17 protein-coding genes are annotated in these 15,332 nt (G+C 61.6%); 15 read left to right on the top strand and 2 right to left on the bottom strand.

What is annotated here, in order from left to right:
* Window positions 1-85 precede the first annotated feature (85 nt).
* From lpxC to O3306_RS08635, 8 genes are all read left to right on the top strand, one after another.
* Window positions 86-1,006 carry a UDP-3-O-acyl-N-acetylglucosamine deacetylase gene (gene lpxC / locus O3306_RS08670; protein WP_272005783.1) on the top strand — a complete coding sequence of 307 codons (921 nt, stop codon included), beginning with the start codon at window positions 86-88 and terminating at the stop codon, window positions 1,004-1,006.
* A gap of 233 nt (window positions 1,007-1,239) precedes the next feature.
* Window positions 1,240-2,058, top strand: coding sequence for an outer membrane protein assembly factor BamD (locus tag O3306_RS08665; protein ID WP_272005780.1), 819 nt, complete (start codon window positions 1,240-1,242; stop codon window positions 2,056-2,058).
* Between the two features lie 40 nt (window positions 2,059-2,098).
* Window positions 2,099-3,745 (top strand): DNA repair protein RecN, encoded by a 1,647-nt coding sequence (gene recN / locus O3306_RS08660; protein ID WP_272005777.1) that lies wholly within the window; start codon window positions 2,099-2,101, stop codon window positions 3,743-3,745.
* A gap of 323 nt (window positions 3,746-4,068) precedes the next feature.
* Entirely contained in the window at window positions 4,069-4,944 is an 876-nt protein-coding gene (gene dapF / locus O3306_RS08655; RefSeq protein ID WP_272005774.1) for a diaminopimelate epimerase, read from the top strand.
* Window positions 4,937-5,686 (top strand): amino acid ABC transporter ATP-binding protein, encoded by a 750-nt coding sequence (locus O3306_RS08650; protein WP_272005771.1) that lies wholly within the window; start codon window positions 4,937-4,939, stop codon window positions 5,684-5,686. The genes dapF and O3306_RS08650 overlap by 8 nt, the downstream gene beginning before the upstream one ends.
* Window positions 5,687-5,719: 33 nt before the next feature.
* Window positions 5,720-6,517 (top strand): transporter substrate-binding domain-containing protein, encoded by a 798-nt coding sequence (locus tag O3306_RS08645; RefSeq protein WP_272005769.1) that lies wholly within the window; start codon window positions 5,720-5,722, stop codon window positions 6,515-6,517.
* Between the two features lie 79 nt (window positions 6,518-6,596).
* Window positions 6,597-7,286 carry an amino acid ABC transporter permease gene (locus O3306_RS08640; RefSeq protein WP_272005768.1) on the top strand — a complete coding sequence of 230 codons (690 nt, stop codon included), beginning with the start codon at window positions 6,597-6,599 and terminating at the stop codon, window positions 7,284-7,286.
* Window positions 7,287-7,298: 12 nt separating this feature from the next.
* On the top strand, window positions 7,299-7,988 hold the full coding sequence (locus tag O3306_RS08635) for an amino acid ABC transporter permease (protein WP_272005765.1): 690 nt from the start codon (window positions 7,299-7,301) through the stop codon (window positions 7,986-7,988).
* A 162-nt stretch (window positions 7,989-8,150) separates the two neighbouring features.
* Here the strand turns inward: O3306_RS08635 and O3306_RS08630 are convergent, their stop codons facing one another.
* The gene (locus O3306_RS08630; RefSeq protein ID WP_272005762.1) at window positions 8,151-9,140 is read right to left on the bottom strand and encodes a zinc ABC transporter substrate-binding protein; all 990 of its coding nucleotides are present in this window, start codon (window positions 9,138-9,140) and stop codon (window positions 8,151-8,153) included.
* 56 nt (window positions 9,141-9,196) lie between these two features.
* Here O3306_RS08630 and O3306_RS08625 point away from each other — a divergent pair, with 56 nt between their 5' ends.
* The 7 genes from O3306_RS08625 to O3306_RS08595 are packed head-to-tail and all read left to right on the top strand — an operon-like array spanning window position 9,197 to window position 14,365.
* Window positions 9,197-9,709 carry a transcriptional repressor gene (locus O3306_RS08625; protein ID WP_272005759.1) on the top strand — a complete coding sequence of 171 codons (513 nt, stop codon included), beginning with the start codon at window positions 9,197-9,199 and terminating at the stop codon, window positions 9,707-9,709.
* Entirely contained in the window at window positions 9,706-10,464 is a 759-nt protein-coding gene (locus O3306_RS08620) for an ATP-binding cassette domain-containing protein (protein ID WP_272005757.1), read from the top strand. The genes O3306_RS08625 and O3306_RS08620 overlap by 4 nt, the downstream gene beginning before the upstream one ends.
* On the top strand, window positions 10,464-11,261 hold the full coding sequence (locus O3306_RS08615; protein WP_272005755.1) for a metal ABC transporter permease: 798 nt from the start codon (window positions 10,464-10,466) through the stop codon (window positions 11,259-11,261). Before O3306_RS08620 ends, O3306_RS08615 begins: the two co-directional genes overlap by 1 nt.
* 38 nt (window positions 11,262-11,299) lie before the next feature.
* On the top strand, window positions 11,300-11,857 hold the full coding sequence (locus O3306_RS08610) for a DUF2796 domain-containing protein (RefSeq protein ID WP_272005752.1): 558 nt from the start codon (window positions 11,300-11,302) through the stop codon (window positions 11,855-11,857).
* An 11-nt stretch (window positions 11,858-11,868) separates the two neighbouring features.
* Window positions 11,869-12,582: an ABC transporter ATP-binding protein gene (locus O3306_RS08605; protein WP_272005750.1), complete on the top strand. Its 714-nt coding sequence runs from the start codon at window positions 11,869-11,871 to the stop codon at window positions 12,580-12,582.
* Complete coding sequence (locus O3306_RS08600) at window positions 12,582-13,832, top strand: ABC transporter permease (RefSeq protein WP_272006107.1); 1,251 nt, start codon at window positions 12,582-12,584, stop codon at window positions 13,830-13,832. The genes O3306_RS08605 and O3306_RS08600 overlap by 1 nt, the downstream gene beginning before the upstream one ends.
* Before the next feature lie 20 nt (window positions 13,833-13,852).
* Window positions 13,853-14,365 (top strand): DUF3299 domain-containing protein, encoded by a 513-nt coding sequence (locus tag O3306_RS08595; protein ID WP_272005748.1) that lies wholly within the window; start codon window positions 13,853-13,855, stop codon window positions 14,363-14,365.
* A gap of 113 nt (window positions 14,366-14,478) precedes the next feature.
* Here O3306_RS08595 and O3306_RS08590 read toward each other — a convergent pair whose 3' ends face one another.
* Window positions 14,479-15,219: an MIP family channel protein gene (locus O3306_RS08590; protein WP_272005745.1), complete on the bottom strand. Its 741-nt coding sequence runs from the start codon at window positions 15,217-15,219 to the stop codon at window positions 14,479-14,481.
* Window positions 15,220-15,332 lie beyond the last annotated feature (113 nt).

Below are 15,332 nucleotides of genomic sequence, written 5' to 3'. Positions count from 1 at the left end.
GATTGAGTTGAGGCTTCGGCACCCGTTCATTACTTCATGCGTTACCAACTCAGAGACTTCTCTCACTCTGACGTATGAGGACAAATTGCAAACCACTGTGAACACCCCAATCCCGTTTGACGGAGTCGGCCTGCACTCAGGTGTACCCGCGCGTCTTGAGATCCGTCCCGCCGGGGCTGATCATGGGATCGTGTTCCGTCGCGTGGATTGCGCGCCGGGGACGGGCGATATTCCCGCCCTCTGGGACCGGGTCCTGCAATCGCCGCTCTGCACGCGGCTGGAAAATGCGCAGGGCGTTCAGGTGTCCACGGTGGAACATGTGATGGCCGCGCTGATGGGCTGTGGCGTCCACAACGCCCTGATCACCGTTGACGGACCAGAGGCACCCATTCTCGATGGCAGTTCGGTCGAATTTGTCCGCGGCATCCTTGCCTGCGGGCTGCGCCAGCTGGATCGTCCGGTGCGCGCGCTGCGCATCCTGAAGCCACTCGAAGTTCGCCGTGGCGACGCGGTGGCGCGCTTGACGCCGCATGATGAATTGACGATCGAGTTCGACATTGATTTCGCCGATGCCGCGATCGGCGTGCAGAAAAAGACCCTGAACATGGCCAATGGCAGCTTCGTGCGCGAACTGGCCAACTGCCGCACCTTCTGTCGCAAATCGGACGTGGACATAATGCGGGCCAATGGGCTGGCTCTTGGCGGTTCGCTGGATAACGCGGTGGTGGTCGACGGCGCTGATGTGCTCAGCCCAGGTGGTTTGCGCCACCGGGACGAGGCCGTGCGCCACAAGATGCTTGATGCGCTGGGTGATCTGGCGCTCGCCGGTGCCCCGATTCTCGGGCACTATCACGGCTCGCGCGCGGGCCATGCCCTGACCAACGAATTGCTGCGTGCGCTGTTCGCCGCACCCGACAGTTACGAATGGGTCACATGCGACGCCACCGTCGCCGCAAGGCTGCCCGGGGCAGGGGTCCACTGGGGCGAGTTGCCGCGCGTCGCGTGAATGCCGCCAGACACTTCACATCTGCATAGCCGTGCGCCAATGTCGATCCTGCGGCATCGCGATCCGATGGGCCCAAACACCTCGGCATGACGAAATGCGCCAACTCCATAGCAAACAACAGATTTCTCTACTGGCACAGCCGGTATGATTGGGCTACAAAACCTTTACTTTGGTTAGGGGGCCGGTCCGGCATGATGCTCGGCAATTTTTACCGCACGAACGCAATACGGCTCATGACGGCATTCGTGCTGGCTCTTGGCTTGTCGGCCTGCGGTATCAACAGCAAGGTCGAGCGCGGTGATCTGGACTACGAGAACTACTCGGCCCAGCACATCTTTGAACGTGGCGAGTTTGATCTGGCAAACAACAAGCCGTCCCTTGCCGCCAAGAGCTTTGCCGAGGTCGAACGCCTTTATCCCTATTCGGATCTGACCAAGCGCGCCGTGATCATGCAGGCCTATTCCTATCACCTTGATGAGGATTACGAGGCCAGCCGCTCTGCCGCGCAACGCTATATCGATTTTTACCCGACCGACGAAGACGCGGCCTATGCGCAGTATCTTCTGGCGCTCAGCTATTACGACCAGATCGACGAGGTCGGGCGCGATCAGGGGCTGACCTTTCAGGCGCTGCAAGCGCTGCGCCGCGTGATCGAGGTCTATCCCGACAGCGAATATGCCCGCTCGGCGATTCTTAAATTCGACCTCGCATTCGACCATCTTGCGTCCAAGGAAATGGAAGTCGGCCGCTACTACCTGCGCCGCGACCACTTTGCTGCGGCGATCAACCGGTTCCGCGTCGTGGTCGAGGATTTCCAGACCACATCGCATACCGCCGAAGCGCTGCACCGCTTGGTCGAGGCTTACGTTTCGCTGGGCCTGACCGATGAGGCGCAGACCGCCGGCGCGATCCTCGGCCATAACTTCCGCGCCACCAAATGGTACGAAGACAGCTATGATCTGCTGACACGCAATGGCCTTTCGCTAGAAGCTCGCGGCGACAACTGGCTGCGTCAGGTCTATCGTCAGATGATCAAAGGCGAGTGGCTGTAACACGGGTGGTGGGCTAAGGCCCATCCTACGGGGCAAAACGATGCTGCGCCATCTCGACATCCGCGACATGCTGATCATCGACCGGCTTGAACTGAGCTTCGCGCCCGGTCTCAACGTGCTGACCGGCGAGACCGGTGCCGGCAAATCCATCCTTCTCGACAGTTTGGGATTCGTGCTCGGCTGGCGTGGCCGGGCCGAACTGGTGCGCAGCGGTGCTGCCCAAGGCGAGGTGACGGCCGAATTCGACCTGCCTGCCGGGCATGCCGCACATGCGCTTCTGGAAGAGGCCGGCTTGCCGGGGGGCGAGACGCTGATCTTGCGCCGGATCAATGCCGCTGACGGGCGCAAGACCGCCTGGGTCAACGACCGGCGCTGTTCCGGCGAGGTGCTGCGGCAACTGTCGGATACGCTGATCGAGCTGCACGGCCAACATGACGACCGCGGCTTGCTGAACCCGCGCGGCCATCGCCAGATGCTCGACACTTTCGGGGCGCTGGACGGGCAGCGCGCCGAAGTACGCGCCGCGTGGAAGGACTGGAGTACGGCCCGTCGTGCCGAAGCCGAGGCCGAATCGGCCTTGGCCGCCGTGCGCGAGGAAGAGGACTTTCTGCGCCATGCGGTGGCCGAACTGGATGCGCTGGACCCTGTCCCCGGCGAAGAAGCCGATCTCGACAGCCGCCGCCGGATGATGCAGGGCGCGGAAAAGCTGCGCACCGACGTGATGCGCGCCCAAGAGGCACTAGGCCTGCAGGGCGCGGAAGGGGCTGCCTCGGATGCACTGCGCTGGCTCGAAGGGGCTGCAGATGCGGTGGAGGGGCGGCTCGACGCTCCGCTCGCAGCACTCGCACGGGCGATGGTGGAACTTGATGAGGCTGGACGCGGGGTCGCCGATTGCCTTGACGCGCTCAGCTTTGACCCGCTGGAGCTGGAAGCCACCGAAGAGCGACTCTTTGCCATCCGTGCATTGGCGCGCAAACATGGCGTGGCGCCGGATGATCTGGGCGATTTTGCCGTCACGCTGCGCACGCGACTGGCAGCACTCGACGATGGCGACAGCGCGCTGGCGGCCTTGCGGAGCGCCGCCCACTCGGCGGGCGAACGCTATACCGCCGCCGCCGCCGCGCTGCGCGCGGCACGCCAGGAGGCCGCGACGCGGCTTGACGCGGCGGTGATGGCCGAACTGGCCCCGCTCAAGATGGAACGCGCGATTTTCGAGACCTCGTTTGCCGATGCCGACCCCGGCCCCGATGGGAATGACGAGGTGGCCTTTCGCGTTGCCACCAATCCCGGCGCGCCCTCCGGCCCGCTGGCCAAGATCGCCTCGGGCGGCGAGTTGAGCCGCTTCCTGCTCGCCCTGAAGGTCTGTCTCACCGGGACGCAAAGCGGCCTCACCCTCATCTTCGACGAGATCGACCGCGGCGTCGGCGGAGCCACCGCCGATGCGGTCGGGCGGCGCTTGGCGCAACTGGCGCAGGGTGGTCAGGTGCTCGTGGTCACGCATTCGCCGCAGGTGGCCGCCCTTGCCGGGCACCACTGGCGCGTGGAAAAGCGCGTGACCGGCGACCAGACGCTATCGACCGTGACACCGCTGGATGCGCAAGAGCGCGTGGACGAGATTGCCCGCATGCTTTCGGGGGACCGCGTGACCGACGAAGCACGCGCAGCAGCCGAGGCGCTGATGGGCTGAACTGGCCCCGGGTTGGCGTCTCCAGAGTGAATGCTTTGGTGCGATAAAATATAAATATATCAATGTAATGGAGTTTTGGCAGTGAAGCCCGTGAACCCCATGAATGCAACTGCTCGACTTTTGCAGGCTGAAGACTTAGGCTTCCTCGAAGGCGGTTCTGGTCGCCGCCATTCTGTCTGCCCATGCGCGGCGCAACTCGGAATGGCAGTCACCGGCAATAACCTGCCTTGCAATGAATATTTGATGGCGCGACAGTAAAGCACGGGGCGCAGTAGGCGGCTCAATGCAATCCTATTCGCGGGAATGAACGGTACGAATTCGATATGTTGGTGACACAGCCGTGGAACGGCGTCTTTAACGCCGATGGGCGGCCATTCGTTAAAATGCACGGGCTGCGCAACCATTTCGTCATCGTCGACGGCCGCAGCGATTCCTACGCTCCCGATGTGTCCGAGATCGCCCATATCTGCGATGTTCAAGTGGGCGTGGGCGGCGATCAACTGCTGGTGGTCGAGCTGTCCGAGCAGGCAGATGCCCGGCTTCGAATCCTGAACGTCGATGGTCGCGAGGTTGGCGCCTGCGGCAACGCCACGCGCTGTGTCGCCTGGCTGCTGCTGGAAGAGGCGGGGTCGGACGAGGTGACGATCGAGACACAGGCCGCCGTACTGCGCTGTACGCGCCGTGGCCCGCACGAGGTCAGTGTCGAAATGGGACGGATCGAGCATGATTGGCGGGCATTCCCGCTGGCGCGGGCCGTGGATACGCTGGACCTGCCGCTGACGCACGGACCGCTGAAGCATGGGGTGGCGTCCTGGGTCGGCAATCCGCATGTGACATTCTTCGTGAATGATCTGCCATCGCTCGATGTCGCGGCGCTGGCGCAGCCCGTGCTGACCGATCCTCTTTTTCCTGAACAGGTGAATGTCGGGCTGGCCGAGATCTTGGGGCCGGCAAGCATCCGCTTGCAAGCCTATGAGCGTCCCGGCATCCTGACCGGGGCGTGCGGCACCGGCGCCTGCGCTGCCGTGCGGGCGGCGCAGCTGCGTGGTCTGGTCGGCACGGGGCCGGTTCAGGTAAAGATGGGCGCGGGGGCCGTGACGATTGAAATGGCCGAGGACGGCAGCGCCGTGATGACCGGCCCGGTGGCCACCTCTTTCAGGGGCCGCCTGCCTTTATACGCGGAAGGACGATATGAGTGACCCGATGATCATAGTTGAGCAGGTCAGCAAGACCTACCACATGAAAGGCCGCGCCGATGTGCGTGCGCTCGACAATGTAAGCGTCACCATCGACCGGGGCGAGGTGGTGGTGATCATCGGTCCTTCCGGTTCGGGGAAATCGACACTTCTGCGCGCGCTCAATGGTTTGCAACCCGTCGATTCCGGCCGCATCTTCATTGATGGCGTCGAGGTGACCAGCAAGAAGACGGATATCAATCGTCTGCGTGCCGAGGTCGGCATGGTGTTTCAGCATTTCAATCTCTTTCAGCACAAGACTGCGCTTGAGAATATCGTCCTGCCGCAGATCATCGTCGCCAAGCGCCCGCGCGCCGAGGCCGAGCGCATTGCGCGCGAGTTGCTCCGAAAAGTCGGACTGCCCGATCAGGAGAACAGCTATCCTGTCATGTTGTCAGGCGGTCAGCAGCAGCGCGTCGCCATTGCGCGCAGCCTCGCCATGAAGCCCAAGGTGATGCTGTTCGACGAGGCGACATCGGCGCTCGACCCCGAAACCGTTGGCGGCGTGCTCGAGCAGATGCGCGCGCTGGCCGCCGAGGGCATGACCATGGCCGTCGTCACACATGAAATGGGCTTTGCACGCGAGGCCGCAGATCGCATGATCTTCATGGACGGTGGCGCGATTGTTGAGGAAAACACGCCTGCTGCGTTCTTTGACAATCCGCAGACCGATCGGGCCAAGGCATTTCTGAGTCAGATTTTATAGAACCACAATCACTCATCAAGGAGGAGAGATACCATGAAACTTAAGAACCTGACCGTAGCACTGATCGGCGGCGCCGCAATGGCGGCGCTGGCCAGCGTGTCATGGGCCGAGAGCACGATGGAAAAGATCGTGCGCACCGGCGAGATGACCATTGCCGTGCAGACCCAAGGGCCGCCGGTGAGCTTCATCAACAAGGATGGCGAGCGCACCGGCCTTGCCGTTGAACTGGCCCAGATGATGGCCGATGACATGGGCGTCAAGCTGGTCGTGCAGGACTACGACTGGAAGGGTCTGATCCCTGCGCTGACGTCGGGTAAGGCCGATTTCATCGCCGCCGACATGACACCAACCGCGCAGCGCAGCATGCAGATCATGTTCACCGAGCCGGTGTTCTATGCCGAAACCGTCGCCTTCACCAAGGAAGGCACGGAATTCACCAGCTGGAAGGACCTGAACAAGCCCGGCGTGACGTTGGCCGCGACGCAGGCATCGTCCTACGCGGCGGCAGCGCGCAAGTTCCTGCCCGAAGCCGAGTTGAAGGAATTCTCCGGCGGCACCGCGCAGGCGGTTCAGGCGGTGATGTCCGGCCGCGCGACGGCGGGTGTCACTGACAGAGCAACGCTGTCGGGCTTTCAGTCGTCGATCGACGGCATCGTCCTGCTGGAAGGCGAGCTGAACAAGGAACCGCTGGGCTTTGCCGTGCGCCCTGACTCGGTGCATCTGCTGAACAGCCTCGACAACTACATGCGTCTGATCCGCATCGACGGACGTCTGGATGAAAAGGTCGAATACTGGTGGAACTCCACCGCTTGGGAAGCCGATCACAAGTGATCGCCACCGGGGCGGGGGCGCAGCAGTGCCCCCGCCCGACACCATCTGACATGAAACGCAGGATCACGCCCCGCCGATGATGTGGCTCCAGAATTTTTTCAACTTCCGGCTGGTGTCGGAATATGCAGGTGTTTTCGCTGAGGGCATCTGGCAGACGCTGTGGATTTCCGCCGTCTGTCTGGCGCTGTCGCTTGTGCTGGGCACGGTGCTGGCGCTGGCGCGCATGTCGAAAAATCCGCTGCTCTGGCGGCCCGTGGCGGGCTACATCCAATTCATCCGCTCGACACCGCTGCTGGTGCAGATCTACCTTGTTTACTATGGCCTGCCGACGATCATGCCTTCGGGGATGTTATTCGACGAGGTGCAGTCGGGCATCATCGCTCTGACGCTTCATACCTCGCCCTATATGGGCGAAATCATCCGCGCCGGGATCGGATCGGTCGCGCGCGGCCAGATCGAAGGCGCGCTGTCGGTCGGGATGACGCCGCGCCAGACGATGCGCTACATCACCTTGCCGCAGGCCATCGCCAACGTGATGCCACCGCTGCTGGGCCAGACCGCGGTGCTGATCAAGGACACCTCGCTGCTCAGCATCATCGCGGTGTTCGAATTGCTGGGCGCAGGCCTTTTGATGTTCTCCGAAACGGTCGTGGCAACCGAAAGCTACGTCACGGTCGCCGTCTGCTACCTTGGCATCTACGCCATGATGCTGGTGCTGTCAGGCATCGTTCAAAACCGTCTGGGCGGCAGCGCCTGGCAGGCGAATTGAGGAGGGCCGCGCATGGAATGGATCGCTGACAAATGGGACATCGTGGTTCAGCTATATCCCTTCATGCTGAAGGGGCTGTGGCTGACGTTCCAGATTTCGATCATCTCCATCGCCATCGGGTCGATCATCGGTTTCGTCCTCGGTGTTGCCAAGACGGCTGGCTCCAGGCTGTTGAACGGTTTCATCAACCTCTACCTGCACCTGCTGCGCGGTTCGCCCTATCTTGTGCAGCTTTACATCGTCTACTTCGTGCTGCCCTCTACCGGCATCGCCTGGCTTTCATTTGACAGCTACACCGCGGCCATTGTGTCGCTGTCGCTCTATACGTCCAGCTATGTAACGGAAATCGTGGCCGCTGCCATTCATGCAGTGCCCAGCGGACAGGCCGAAGCCGCGCGCTCGGTCGGGATGTCGAAATTCCGAACCTATCAGCATATCCTGGTGCCGCAGGCGCTCAAGCTGACGATTCCGCCCATGGCCAGCATCTATGTCATCGTCATCAAGAGCACGGCGGTCCTGTCGGTTATCGGCATTTCCGAACTGACCCGCCAAGGCGAAGTCGCGATCATGCGGATGCCGGGCGACATCATGTTCATATACAGCCTGATCGCGCTGTTTTACTTCATTTACTGCTATCCGATGCTGCGCCTATCGAAATGGGCAGAAGGCCGGTTCGGAACATTCGGCGGCGGGGACAGATAGGCCCGCAGGCGCCCAATGCTTCCAAAAAGCCGCCTCCGAAATCCGAACTTCGGTGGGCTCATCCACTAACGGTTGAGCCCATCCTTTGGTTCGATCAAGGTCAGTGCCCCCTGTCGCAAGAGTGCCAGAGATGGGGGCGCCGTGCATTTGCAGCCTCGCAGATCAGAGGCATTCCGCAAGAGATGTTGCAAGGCTTCGGATGAGCTGGGGATAGAGCGCAGGGCCCAATTCCAGGCCGGTGCCAATGGGGTCGATCGCCGCTGTTTTCGCATCCGATCCATCCAGAACCGTCGCGACCATGCCCTGATTGAACTGAGGTTCGGTCAGCACGCAATCGATGCCTTCGGCGGCAATCCGATCGCGGATTTCGGCGATACGGGCAGGGCTGGGATCAGTTGCGTCGCTGACCGAAATTGCCCCTGCTGCGGGGAAGGCGAAATCATGTTCAAAATACTGGTAGGCATCATGGAATACGATGAAACGGCCACCGCGCAACGGCTCCAGCGTCGCATTAACCTCCGCGACCAAGATGTCGATCTCTGCCCGGCCAGCGGCGGCATTGGCGTAATAGGCGCCTGCATTTTCCGGGTCGGCGGCGGATAACTGCGCCGCAATGACATTCAGCCAGTTCGAGGCGTTTTGCGGCGAGAGCCACGCGTGCGGATCATGTTTGCCGTGGTCGTGCCCGTCATGATCCTCTTCCGCGCCAGCATGGTCCTCATGTTCGTCGTGGTCATGCTCTTCTTCGGCGTGATCCTCATGGTCAGCCTCGTCATCGTGAACATGCGCCTCGAACAATGCGCCTTCGCGGAATTCAAGCTCGACCGTGCCGTCAGTTTCCAAAAGCTCGGTGACCGAGGCATCGGAGGCCAGCGTTTCCATCGCGCCTTCCAGCCAGGGCGTCAGGCCCGCACTTACCCAAAAGACAAGATCAGCCTCTTGCAGCGCGCGCGCTTCAGAGGGGCGCAGCGCGTATTCATGCGGGCTGGCGCCGGGTTGCATGATCAGGTTCGGGGTGCCCACGCCTTCCATCACCCGCGCGACCAATGAATGGACGGGCGCGATATCGACAGCGACGCTTGGCACTTCGGCCAGAGCTGTGCTGCCAATCAGGGCAGCGGCGAGGGAAACGGGCAGGAGTGGTCTGGACATTGTTGATTCCGCGTGATTGTATAACATTACACGTTCAGTACGAGAAGTGTTATAATATGACAAGTGGCTCCTCGAATATTTCTACCGATGTCCCTCTCGGTTTTGAGCGGCATGATCACGCCGCCTGTGTCAGCGAAGGGCTGTTGGCAGCTGAAACGCGCTGTGCGGATGACGGGCTGCGGTTTACGCCCGTGCGCCGGAAGGTGCTGGAAATCCTGCTGCAAGAACACAGGGCCCTCGGGGCCTATGTCATTCTCGACCGGTTGCGCGAAGAGGGCTTCGGGTCGCAGCCGCCCGTCGCCTACCGTGCGCTTGATTTCCTGGTAACCCACGGGCTTGCCCACAAGATCGAGCGGCTCAATGCCTTTATCGCCTGCGCACATCCCGACCAGATCCACGCACCTGCTTTCATGATCTGTCGCCTGTGCGATTCGGTGGCCGAGGCGCAATCGCGAACCTCCCGCAGCGTCCTTGCGTCGGCTGCAAAGGCAACCGGGTTTCGGATTGAACGCACCGTGGTCGAGGCCGAGGGCCTGTGCCCCGGCTGTGCAGAGCAGGCCGACGCATGAGCCTCGTTGATGTCGAGAACCTGAGCATCCGTTACGGTGCCAATACCGTGCTTTCAAACGTATCCCTCGGCATTGATGCCGGTGAGATCGTGACCATCGTCGGTCCGAACGGATCGGGAAAAACCAGCCTTTTACGCGCCATCATCGGGGCGGTTAAGCCGTCAAAAGGGAAGGTGACGCGCGCGGAAGGTGTCCGGTTGGGCTATGTGCCGCAAAAGCTGCATATTGATCCGACCTTGCCCATGAACGTGGCGCGCTTCCTCGCATTGCCCCACGGTGCGACCCCCGCCGAGATTGCCGCCGCGCTCGAACAGGCGGGCGTGCCGGATCTGGCCGGGGCGCAGATGTCACGGCTGTCGGGGGGGCAGTTTCAACGGGTGCTGCTGGCGCGGGCCCTGATCGGCAAGCCCCAGCTTCTGATCTTGGACGAGGCAACGCAGGGGCTTGATCAGCCCGGTTCTGCCGCGTTCTACCGGCAGATCGAAACCGTGCGCCGTGACACGGGCTGCGCCGTGTTGATGATCAGCCACGAATTGCATGTGGTGATGAGCGCCTCGGATCGCGTGATCTGCCTGAACGGACATGTGTGCTGCGAAGGCGCGCCCGAGGTCGTGGCGTCTGCGCCGGAATACCGTGCGCTGTTTGGCTCCGGCACAATGGGGGCGCTGGCGCTTTACCGGCATGATCACGACCATGACCACGAACATCATGCGCATGGCGCATGCAACCACACTCAGACAGAGGCCGCCGAATAATGCTCGATGATTTCATGGTGCGCGCAACCCTCGCCGGAATCGGTGTGGCCTTTGCAGCGGCCCCTTTGGGCTGCTTCGTCGTCTGGCGTCGCATGGCCTATTTCGGCGATGCAACGGCACATGCCGCGATTTTGGGCATCGCTCTTTCACTGGCCCTGTCCATATCGGTCTTTGCAGGGGCCTTGGTGGTCGCGTTGATCATGGCGCTAACGGTAAACCTGCTGATGGGTCGGGGCTATGCGATGGACACGCTTCTGGGTGTCATGGCGCATTCGGCGCTGGCCTTTGGTCTGGTGGCCGTGTCGTTCCTCTCAGGCGTTCGCATTGACCTGATGGCCTATCTCTTTGGCGATATCCTTGCGGTGTCGCGCACCGATCTGGCCGTGATCTGGGCGGGCGCGGGGCTGGTTGTCGCGCTGATCGGCTGGCGCTGGTCGGACCTGCTGACCGCCACGTTGAACGAGGACCTGGCCTATGCCAGCGGGATCAACCCCAAGCGCGAACAGTTGGTTCTGACGCTGGCCCTTGCGATTACCGTCGCGGTCGCCATCAAGGTCGTCGGCGTTTTGCTGATTGCCGCAATGCTGATCATCCCAGCCGCCGCCGCACGCCCCTTGAGCCGCACACCGGAAGGCATGGCCGTGGTGGCGGCAGGCATCGGCAGCGTGTCGGCCTTGGTCGGGCTGCGCGCGGCCTATGTGTTCGACACGCCGGCTGGGCCGTCCATTGTCTGCGTTGCCGCCTTGATCTTTGCGGCGCTCAGCATCGTGAGCAGCCTTCGCGCCTCTGCCCAGTGAAGACCTCAACCTCTCACTTTCAAAACGGACACGACAATATGAAAAAGACAGCTTTGGTCATCGCCCTCATGGCGCCGTCTACGCTTCTCGCTCAGCAAACGCGCGAGCTTGGCGCCCATGAACACGGGCACTCTGCGTTGAACATCGCCATTGAAGGGACGCAGGTTTTGCTAGAGCTGGAGGCACCCGGCGCCGATATCATGGGCTTTGAATATCGGGCGCACACGCAAGCCGACCGCGCCAAACAGGATGCTGCGATTGCGGCGCTATCGGCCCCGCTGTCGCTTTTCGTCCTGCCAGCGGCTGCGGGGTGCACGGTTGTCGAGGCGCATGCGCATCTTGTGGATGAACACCACGACCACGCCGATGGGCATGATGATCACGCCAAAGACGACGGCGCGCACCATACCGAGTTCCACGCAGAATATTTGCTGAACTGCACCGACCCGAGCGCCATCGACCGTATCGAATTCGCGTATTTCCAAACCTTCCCGAAGGCGCGGGAAGTCGATGTGCAGATGATCTCCGCCAAAGGCGCGCAAGGCTTCGAGGTCGAGCGGAACGCACCCGTTCTTGACCTGTCGGGGCTGATTTGACGGGGACATATGTGACCGGGATAGGCGCCAAATCCGCCCTGACCCTCAGTCAGGTCGAATTCAACTGGGCCGGGCGCAATGCGTTCGGCCTGACGGTCCCCGATTTTCGCATCGGGCAGGGCGAACGCGTGTTGTTGCTGGGGGAAAGCGGGTCGGGGAAGTCGACGCTCCTGTCGCTGATCTGCGGCATCAACGCCCCGAAAAGCGGCTCAATCTGCGTTGACGGCACCGAAATATCGTCAATGCGCCCCGCCGCACGGGACCGATTTCGCGCGGAAAAGATCGGGATCGTGTTTCAGCAATTCAATCTGCTGCCCTATGCCTCCCCTTTGGACAACATCCTGCTGCCCCTGCGTTTTGCACCCGAACGGCGCGCCCGTGCCGGGGATGCCCGTGCCGCTGCCCTCGTCCTGACCGATGCGCTCGGTTTGCCGCGGAGCGTGATGAAATCCCACACCGCCGACCGCCTCAGCGTGGGCCAGCAACAGCGGGTGGCGGTCGCGCGCGCCCTGATCGGCGCACCGTCATTGATCGTCGCGGACGAACCCACCTCGGCGCTGGATGCCGGATCACAGGCAAATTTTCTTGATCTGCTTTTTGAACAATGCGCCGCCGCCGGGTCGACATTGCTAATGGTCAGCCATGACGAACGGCTTGCCCCGCGCTTTGATCGCTGCATCAGGATGGAACGGATCGCAACCGTCACCCGCGAGGCTGCGGCATGATCCTGTTACGCATGGCACTGTGCAGCTTGCTCGCACGCCGGTTGACGGTCGGTTTGACGATATTTTCCGTGGCGCTGTCTGTCGCGCTGTTTCTGGGTGTCGAAAAGGTGCGCACAGGGGCCAAGGCCAGCTTTGGAGACACGATTTCAGATACCGACCTGATCGTCGGGGCGCGATCCGGCGCGGTGCAGCTTCTGCTGTATTCGGTGTTCCGCATCGGCAATGCGACAAACAATGTCAGTTGGGAAACCTACCAGGACATCGCCGCACGACCCGAGGTGGACTGGATCGTGCCGATGTCACTTGGGGACAGCCACCGACAGTTTCGCGTCATGGGCACAACCGCAGAATATTTCCAGCGGTACAAATACCGCGGGGGCAGGGCGCTGGCCTTCGCGCAGGGCCGCCCGTTCGACGATCTGTTCGATGCCGTGATCGGGGCGGATGTGGCCGCGACGTTGGGTTACGGCGTGGATGATCCATTGGTCGTGGCGCATGGTCTTGGATCCTTCGTGAACCACGACAACCAGCCGTTCCGTGTTGCGGGCATCCTGGCCAAGACCGGCACGCCGGTTGACCGTACCGTGATCGTCAGCCTTGAAGCGATTGAGGCCATTCATGTCGATTGGCAAAGCGGCGCGCAGATCCCCGGTCAGGCCACAACCCCCGATGAGATCCGCCAGATGGACCTCACCCCCGGCGCAATCACTGCGGCCATGATCGGCGTGAAATCCCGGCTGCAGATCTTTTCCCTGCAACGCAGCATCAACCAATACCCCGAAGAGCCCCTGCTGGCGGTCCTGCCGGGCGTTGCGTTGCAAGAGTTGTGGGGCATTGTCGGCATCGCCGAAAAGGCGCTCATCGGTGTTTCCGCGATGGTGGTGGCGACCGCCCTTCTGGGGATGGCCGCGATGATCTTTTCCGGGCTGAACGAACGCCGCCGAGAGATGGCGATCCTGCGCGCGGTCGGCGCGAGGCCGCTGACCATCATGGGGCTGTTGATGCTGGAAGCGGTCCTGATGGCCATGATCGCCGTCCTGCTCGGGATCGGCCTGCTCTACGCGGGCTTGTGGGTGGGCCGGCCATATGTTGATGCTGCATTCGGTCTGTATTTGCCCATGGAGCCACTGTCATCCCGAGAAGCAGTCGTCGCGCTTGGCGTTGTCCTCGCGGCCGCCGTGACCAGCCTGTTTCCCGCGCTTCGCGCCTACAGGCTGTCATTGTCGGATGGCATGACCGTCAGAAGCTGAATGAAAAGGAGGAGTTTTACATGAATACGTCCCGCCGCGCCGCCATGTTTGGCCTTGCAAGTGTTTCGCTCCTCTGTGCGCGGCATCCGGCCCTTGCGGCCCCGGTTCGCGAAATCACCTGGGAGGATCTCATCCCGACGGGCGTTCCCTATCCGGAAATCGTTGGCGACGGAAATCTGGACGAACAGAGCGACACATGGCTACCCGAATTCGACGAGAACGCCACGAAGTTCAACCTGTCGCTTGACGGAACACGGATCAAGATGCCGGGATACATGCTCCCGCTCGAAACGGGCGGGACCGGCATTACAGAGTTTATTCTGACACCCTATGTCGGCGCATGTATCCACGTCCCGCCGCCGCCGCCCAATCAACTGGTATTTGCCACGACAAAGACCCCGTGGCCGAGTGAATCGATGTGGGATGCGATCTGGGTGACCGGAACGATCAAGGTCAACCCGATCAGCACGAACCTGGCTGAAATCGGCTACGAGATCGAGGTCGATGAGATCGAGCTTTACGAGTGGATGTGACGCCGCCTGAACCCTTTGGGCGAAAGATCAGCCGGGTTCCGGGTCAGCCCGCCATCCTGAATTCGGATGTTGAACCGGGGGCGTTTTGCCCCCGGCCATTTTTCGACGTGAAACTACGCCTCGCTGCCTGATGCGACTTCTTCCGTGTTCTCAGGTGGCGATGTCACCTTGAGCTTATGCAGCATCCCGCCCGCCAATGCGCCAAGCAGTGGCGCGACGATGAACAGCCAAAGCTGTGCGAGGGCTGTACCACCGACAAACAGGGCCGGCCCGATCGAGCGCGCCGGATTGACCGACGTTCCTGTCACGGTGATACCCACAAGGTGAATCATGGTCAGCGTCAAGCCGATCACGAGACCAGCAAGCATGGGCGAGCCTGTCTTCTCTTCGGTCACACCCAGGATGACAACGATGAAGACCATGGTTGCCACGAACTCGAAGATGAAGGCGCCCAACAGGTTGAACTCCCCGCCATACCCTTCACCAAATCCATTCTGGCCGAGCCCGTTCGCAGCGATATCGAACCCGCCAGAACTGTTTTTGGCGATCAGAAAGACTGCAAGCGCCGCGAGGGTCGCGCCCAGCGTTTGCGCGATGGAATAGCTGATGAATGTTTTTGAATCGATCCGGCCAGCCACCATGGCGCCCAGCGACACCGCCGGGTTGAGATGCGCCCCGGACACTTGCCCGATCGAATAGGCCATCGCGACAACCGAAATCCCGAATGCCAGGCTGATCCCGGTGATGGAAATGGGGGTAGCCACGCCGATCCCGCCACCGGCAAGGACAGCGGAACCAACCCCGAAGAAAACCAGAACGAATGTCCCAAATATTTCTGCAATTTCTTTTTTCATAGTGAAGCCTCTCTGTTGATCGGCTCGTTATGGTGCAATCGCGACACTGAAGAAGGGGGAAAATTGGCCCCGCCACCGCAGGACCGGGCCTGCGCGACCAACGCGTCCCCCCC

It is taken from the genome of Roseovarius sp. ZX-A-9 (assembly GCF_028369135.1).
Taxonomy (GTDB): Bacteria; Pseudomonadota; Alphaproteobacteria; order Rhodobacterales; family Rhodobacteraceae; genus Roseovarius.
Note: the sequence above shows the minus strand (reverse complement) of the source record. Positions and strands in the feature narration are given on the sequence as shown.

Excerpts from the sequence above, each read along its gene's own strand:
- O3306_RS08665 (WP_272005780.1), top strand. The coding sequence starts at position 1,240 with ATGACGGCATTCGTGCTGGCTCTTGGCTTGTCGGCCTGCGGTATCAAC.
- recN (WP_272005777.1), top strand. The coding sequence starts at position 2,099 with ATGCTGCGCCATCTCGACATCCGCGACATGCTGATCATCGACCGGCTT.
- dapF (WP_272005774.1), top strand. The coding sequence starts at position 4,069 with ATGTTGGTGACACAGCCGTGGAACGGCGTCTTTAACGCCGATGGGCGG.
- O3306_RS08650 (WP_272005771.1), top strand. The coding sequence starts at position 4,937 with ATGAGTGACCCGATGATCATAGTTGAGCAGGTCAGCAAGACCTACCAC.
- O3306_RS08645 (WP_272005769.1), top strand. The coding sequence starts at position 5,720 with ATGAAACTTAAGAACCTGACCGTAGCACTGATCGGCGGCGCCGCAATG.
- O3306_RS08640 (WP_272005768.1), top strand. The coding sequence starts at position 6,597 with ATGTGGCTCCAGAATTTTTTCAACTTCCGGCTGGTGTCGGAATATGCA.
- O3306_RS08635 (WP_272005765.1), top strand. The coding sequence starts at position 7,299 with ATGGAATGGATCGCTGACAAATGGGACATCGTGGTTCAGCTATATCCC.
- O3306_RS08630 (WP_272005762.1), bottom strand. The coding sequence starts at position 9,140 with ATGTCCAGACCACTCCTGCCCGTTTCCCTCGCCGCTGCCCTGATTGGC.
- O3306_RS08625 (WP_272005759.1), top strand. The coding sequence starts at position 9,197 with ATGACAAGTGGCTCCTCGAATATTTCTACCGATGTCCCTCTCGGTTTT.
- O3306_RS08620 (WP_272005757.1), top strand. The coding sequence starts at position 9,706 with ATGAGCCTCGTTGATGTCGAGAACCTGAGCATCCGTTACGGTGCCAAT.
- O3306_RS08615 (WP_272005755.1), top strand. The coding sequence starts at position 10,464 with ATGCTCGATGATTTCATGGTGCGCGCAACCCTCGCCGGAATCGGTGTG.
- O3306_RS08610 (WP_272005752.1), top strand. The coding sequence starts at position 11,300 with ATGAAAAAGACAGCTTTGGTCATCGCCCTCATGGCGCCGTCTACGCTT.
- O3306_RS08595 (WP_272005748.1), top strand. The coding sequence starts at position 13,853 with ATGAATACGTCCCGCCGCGCCGCCATGTTTGGCCTTGCAAGTGTTTCG.
- O3306_RS08590 (WP_272005745.1), bottom strand. The coding sequence starts at position 15,219 with ATGAAAAAAGAAATTGCAGAAATATTTGGGACATTCGTTCTGGTTTTC.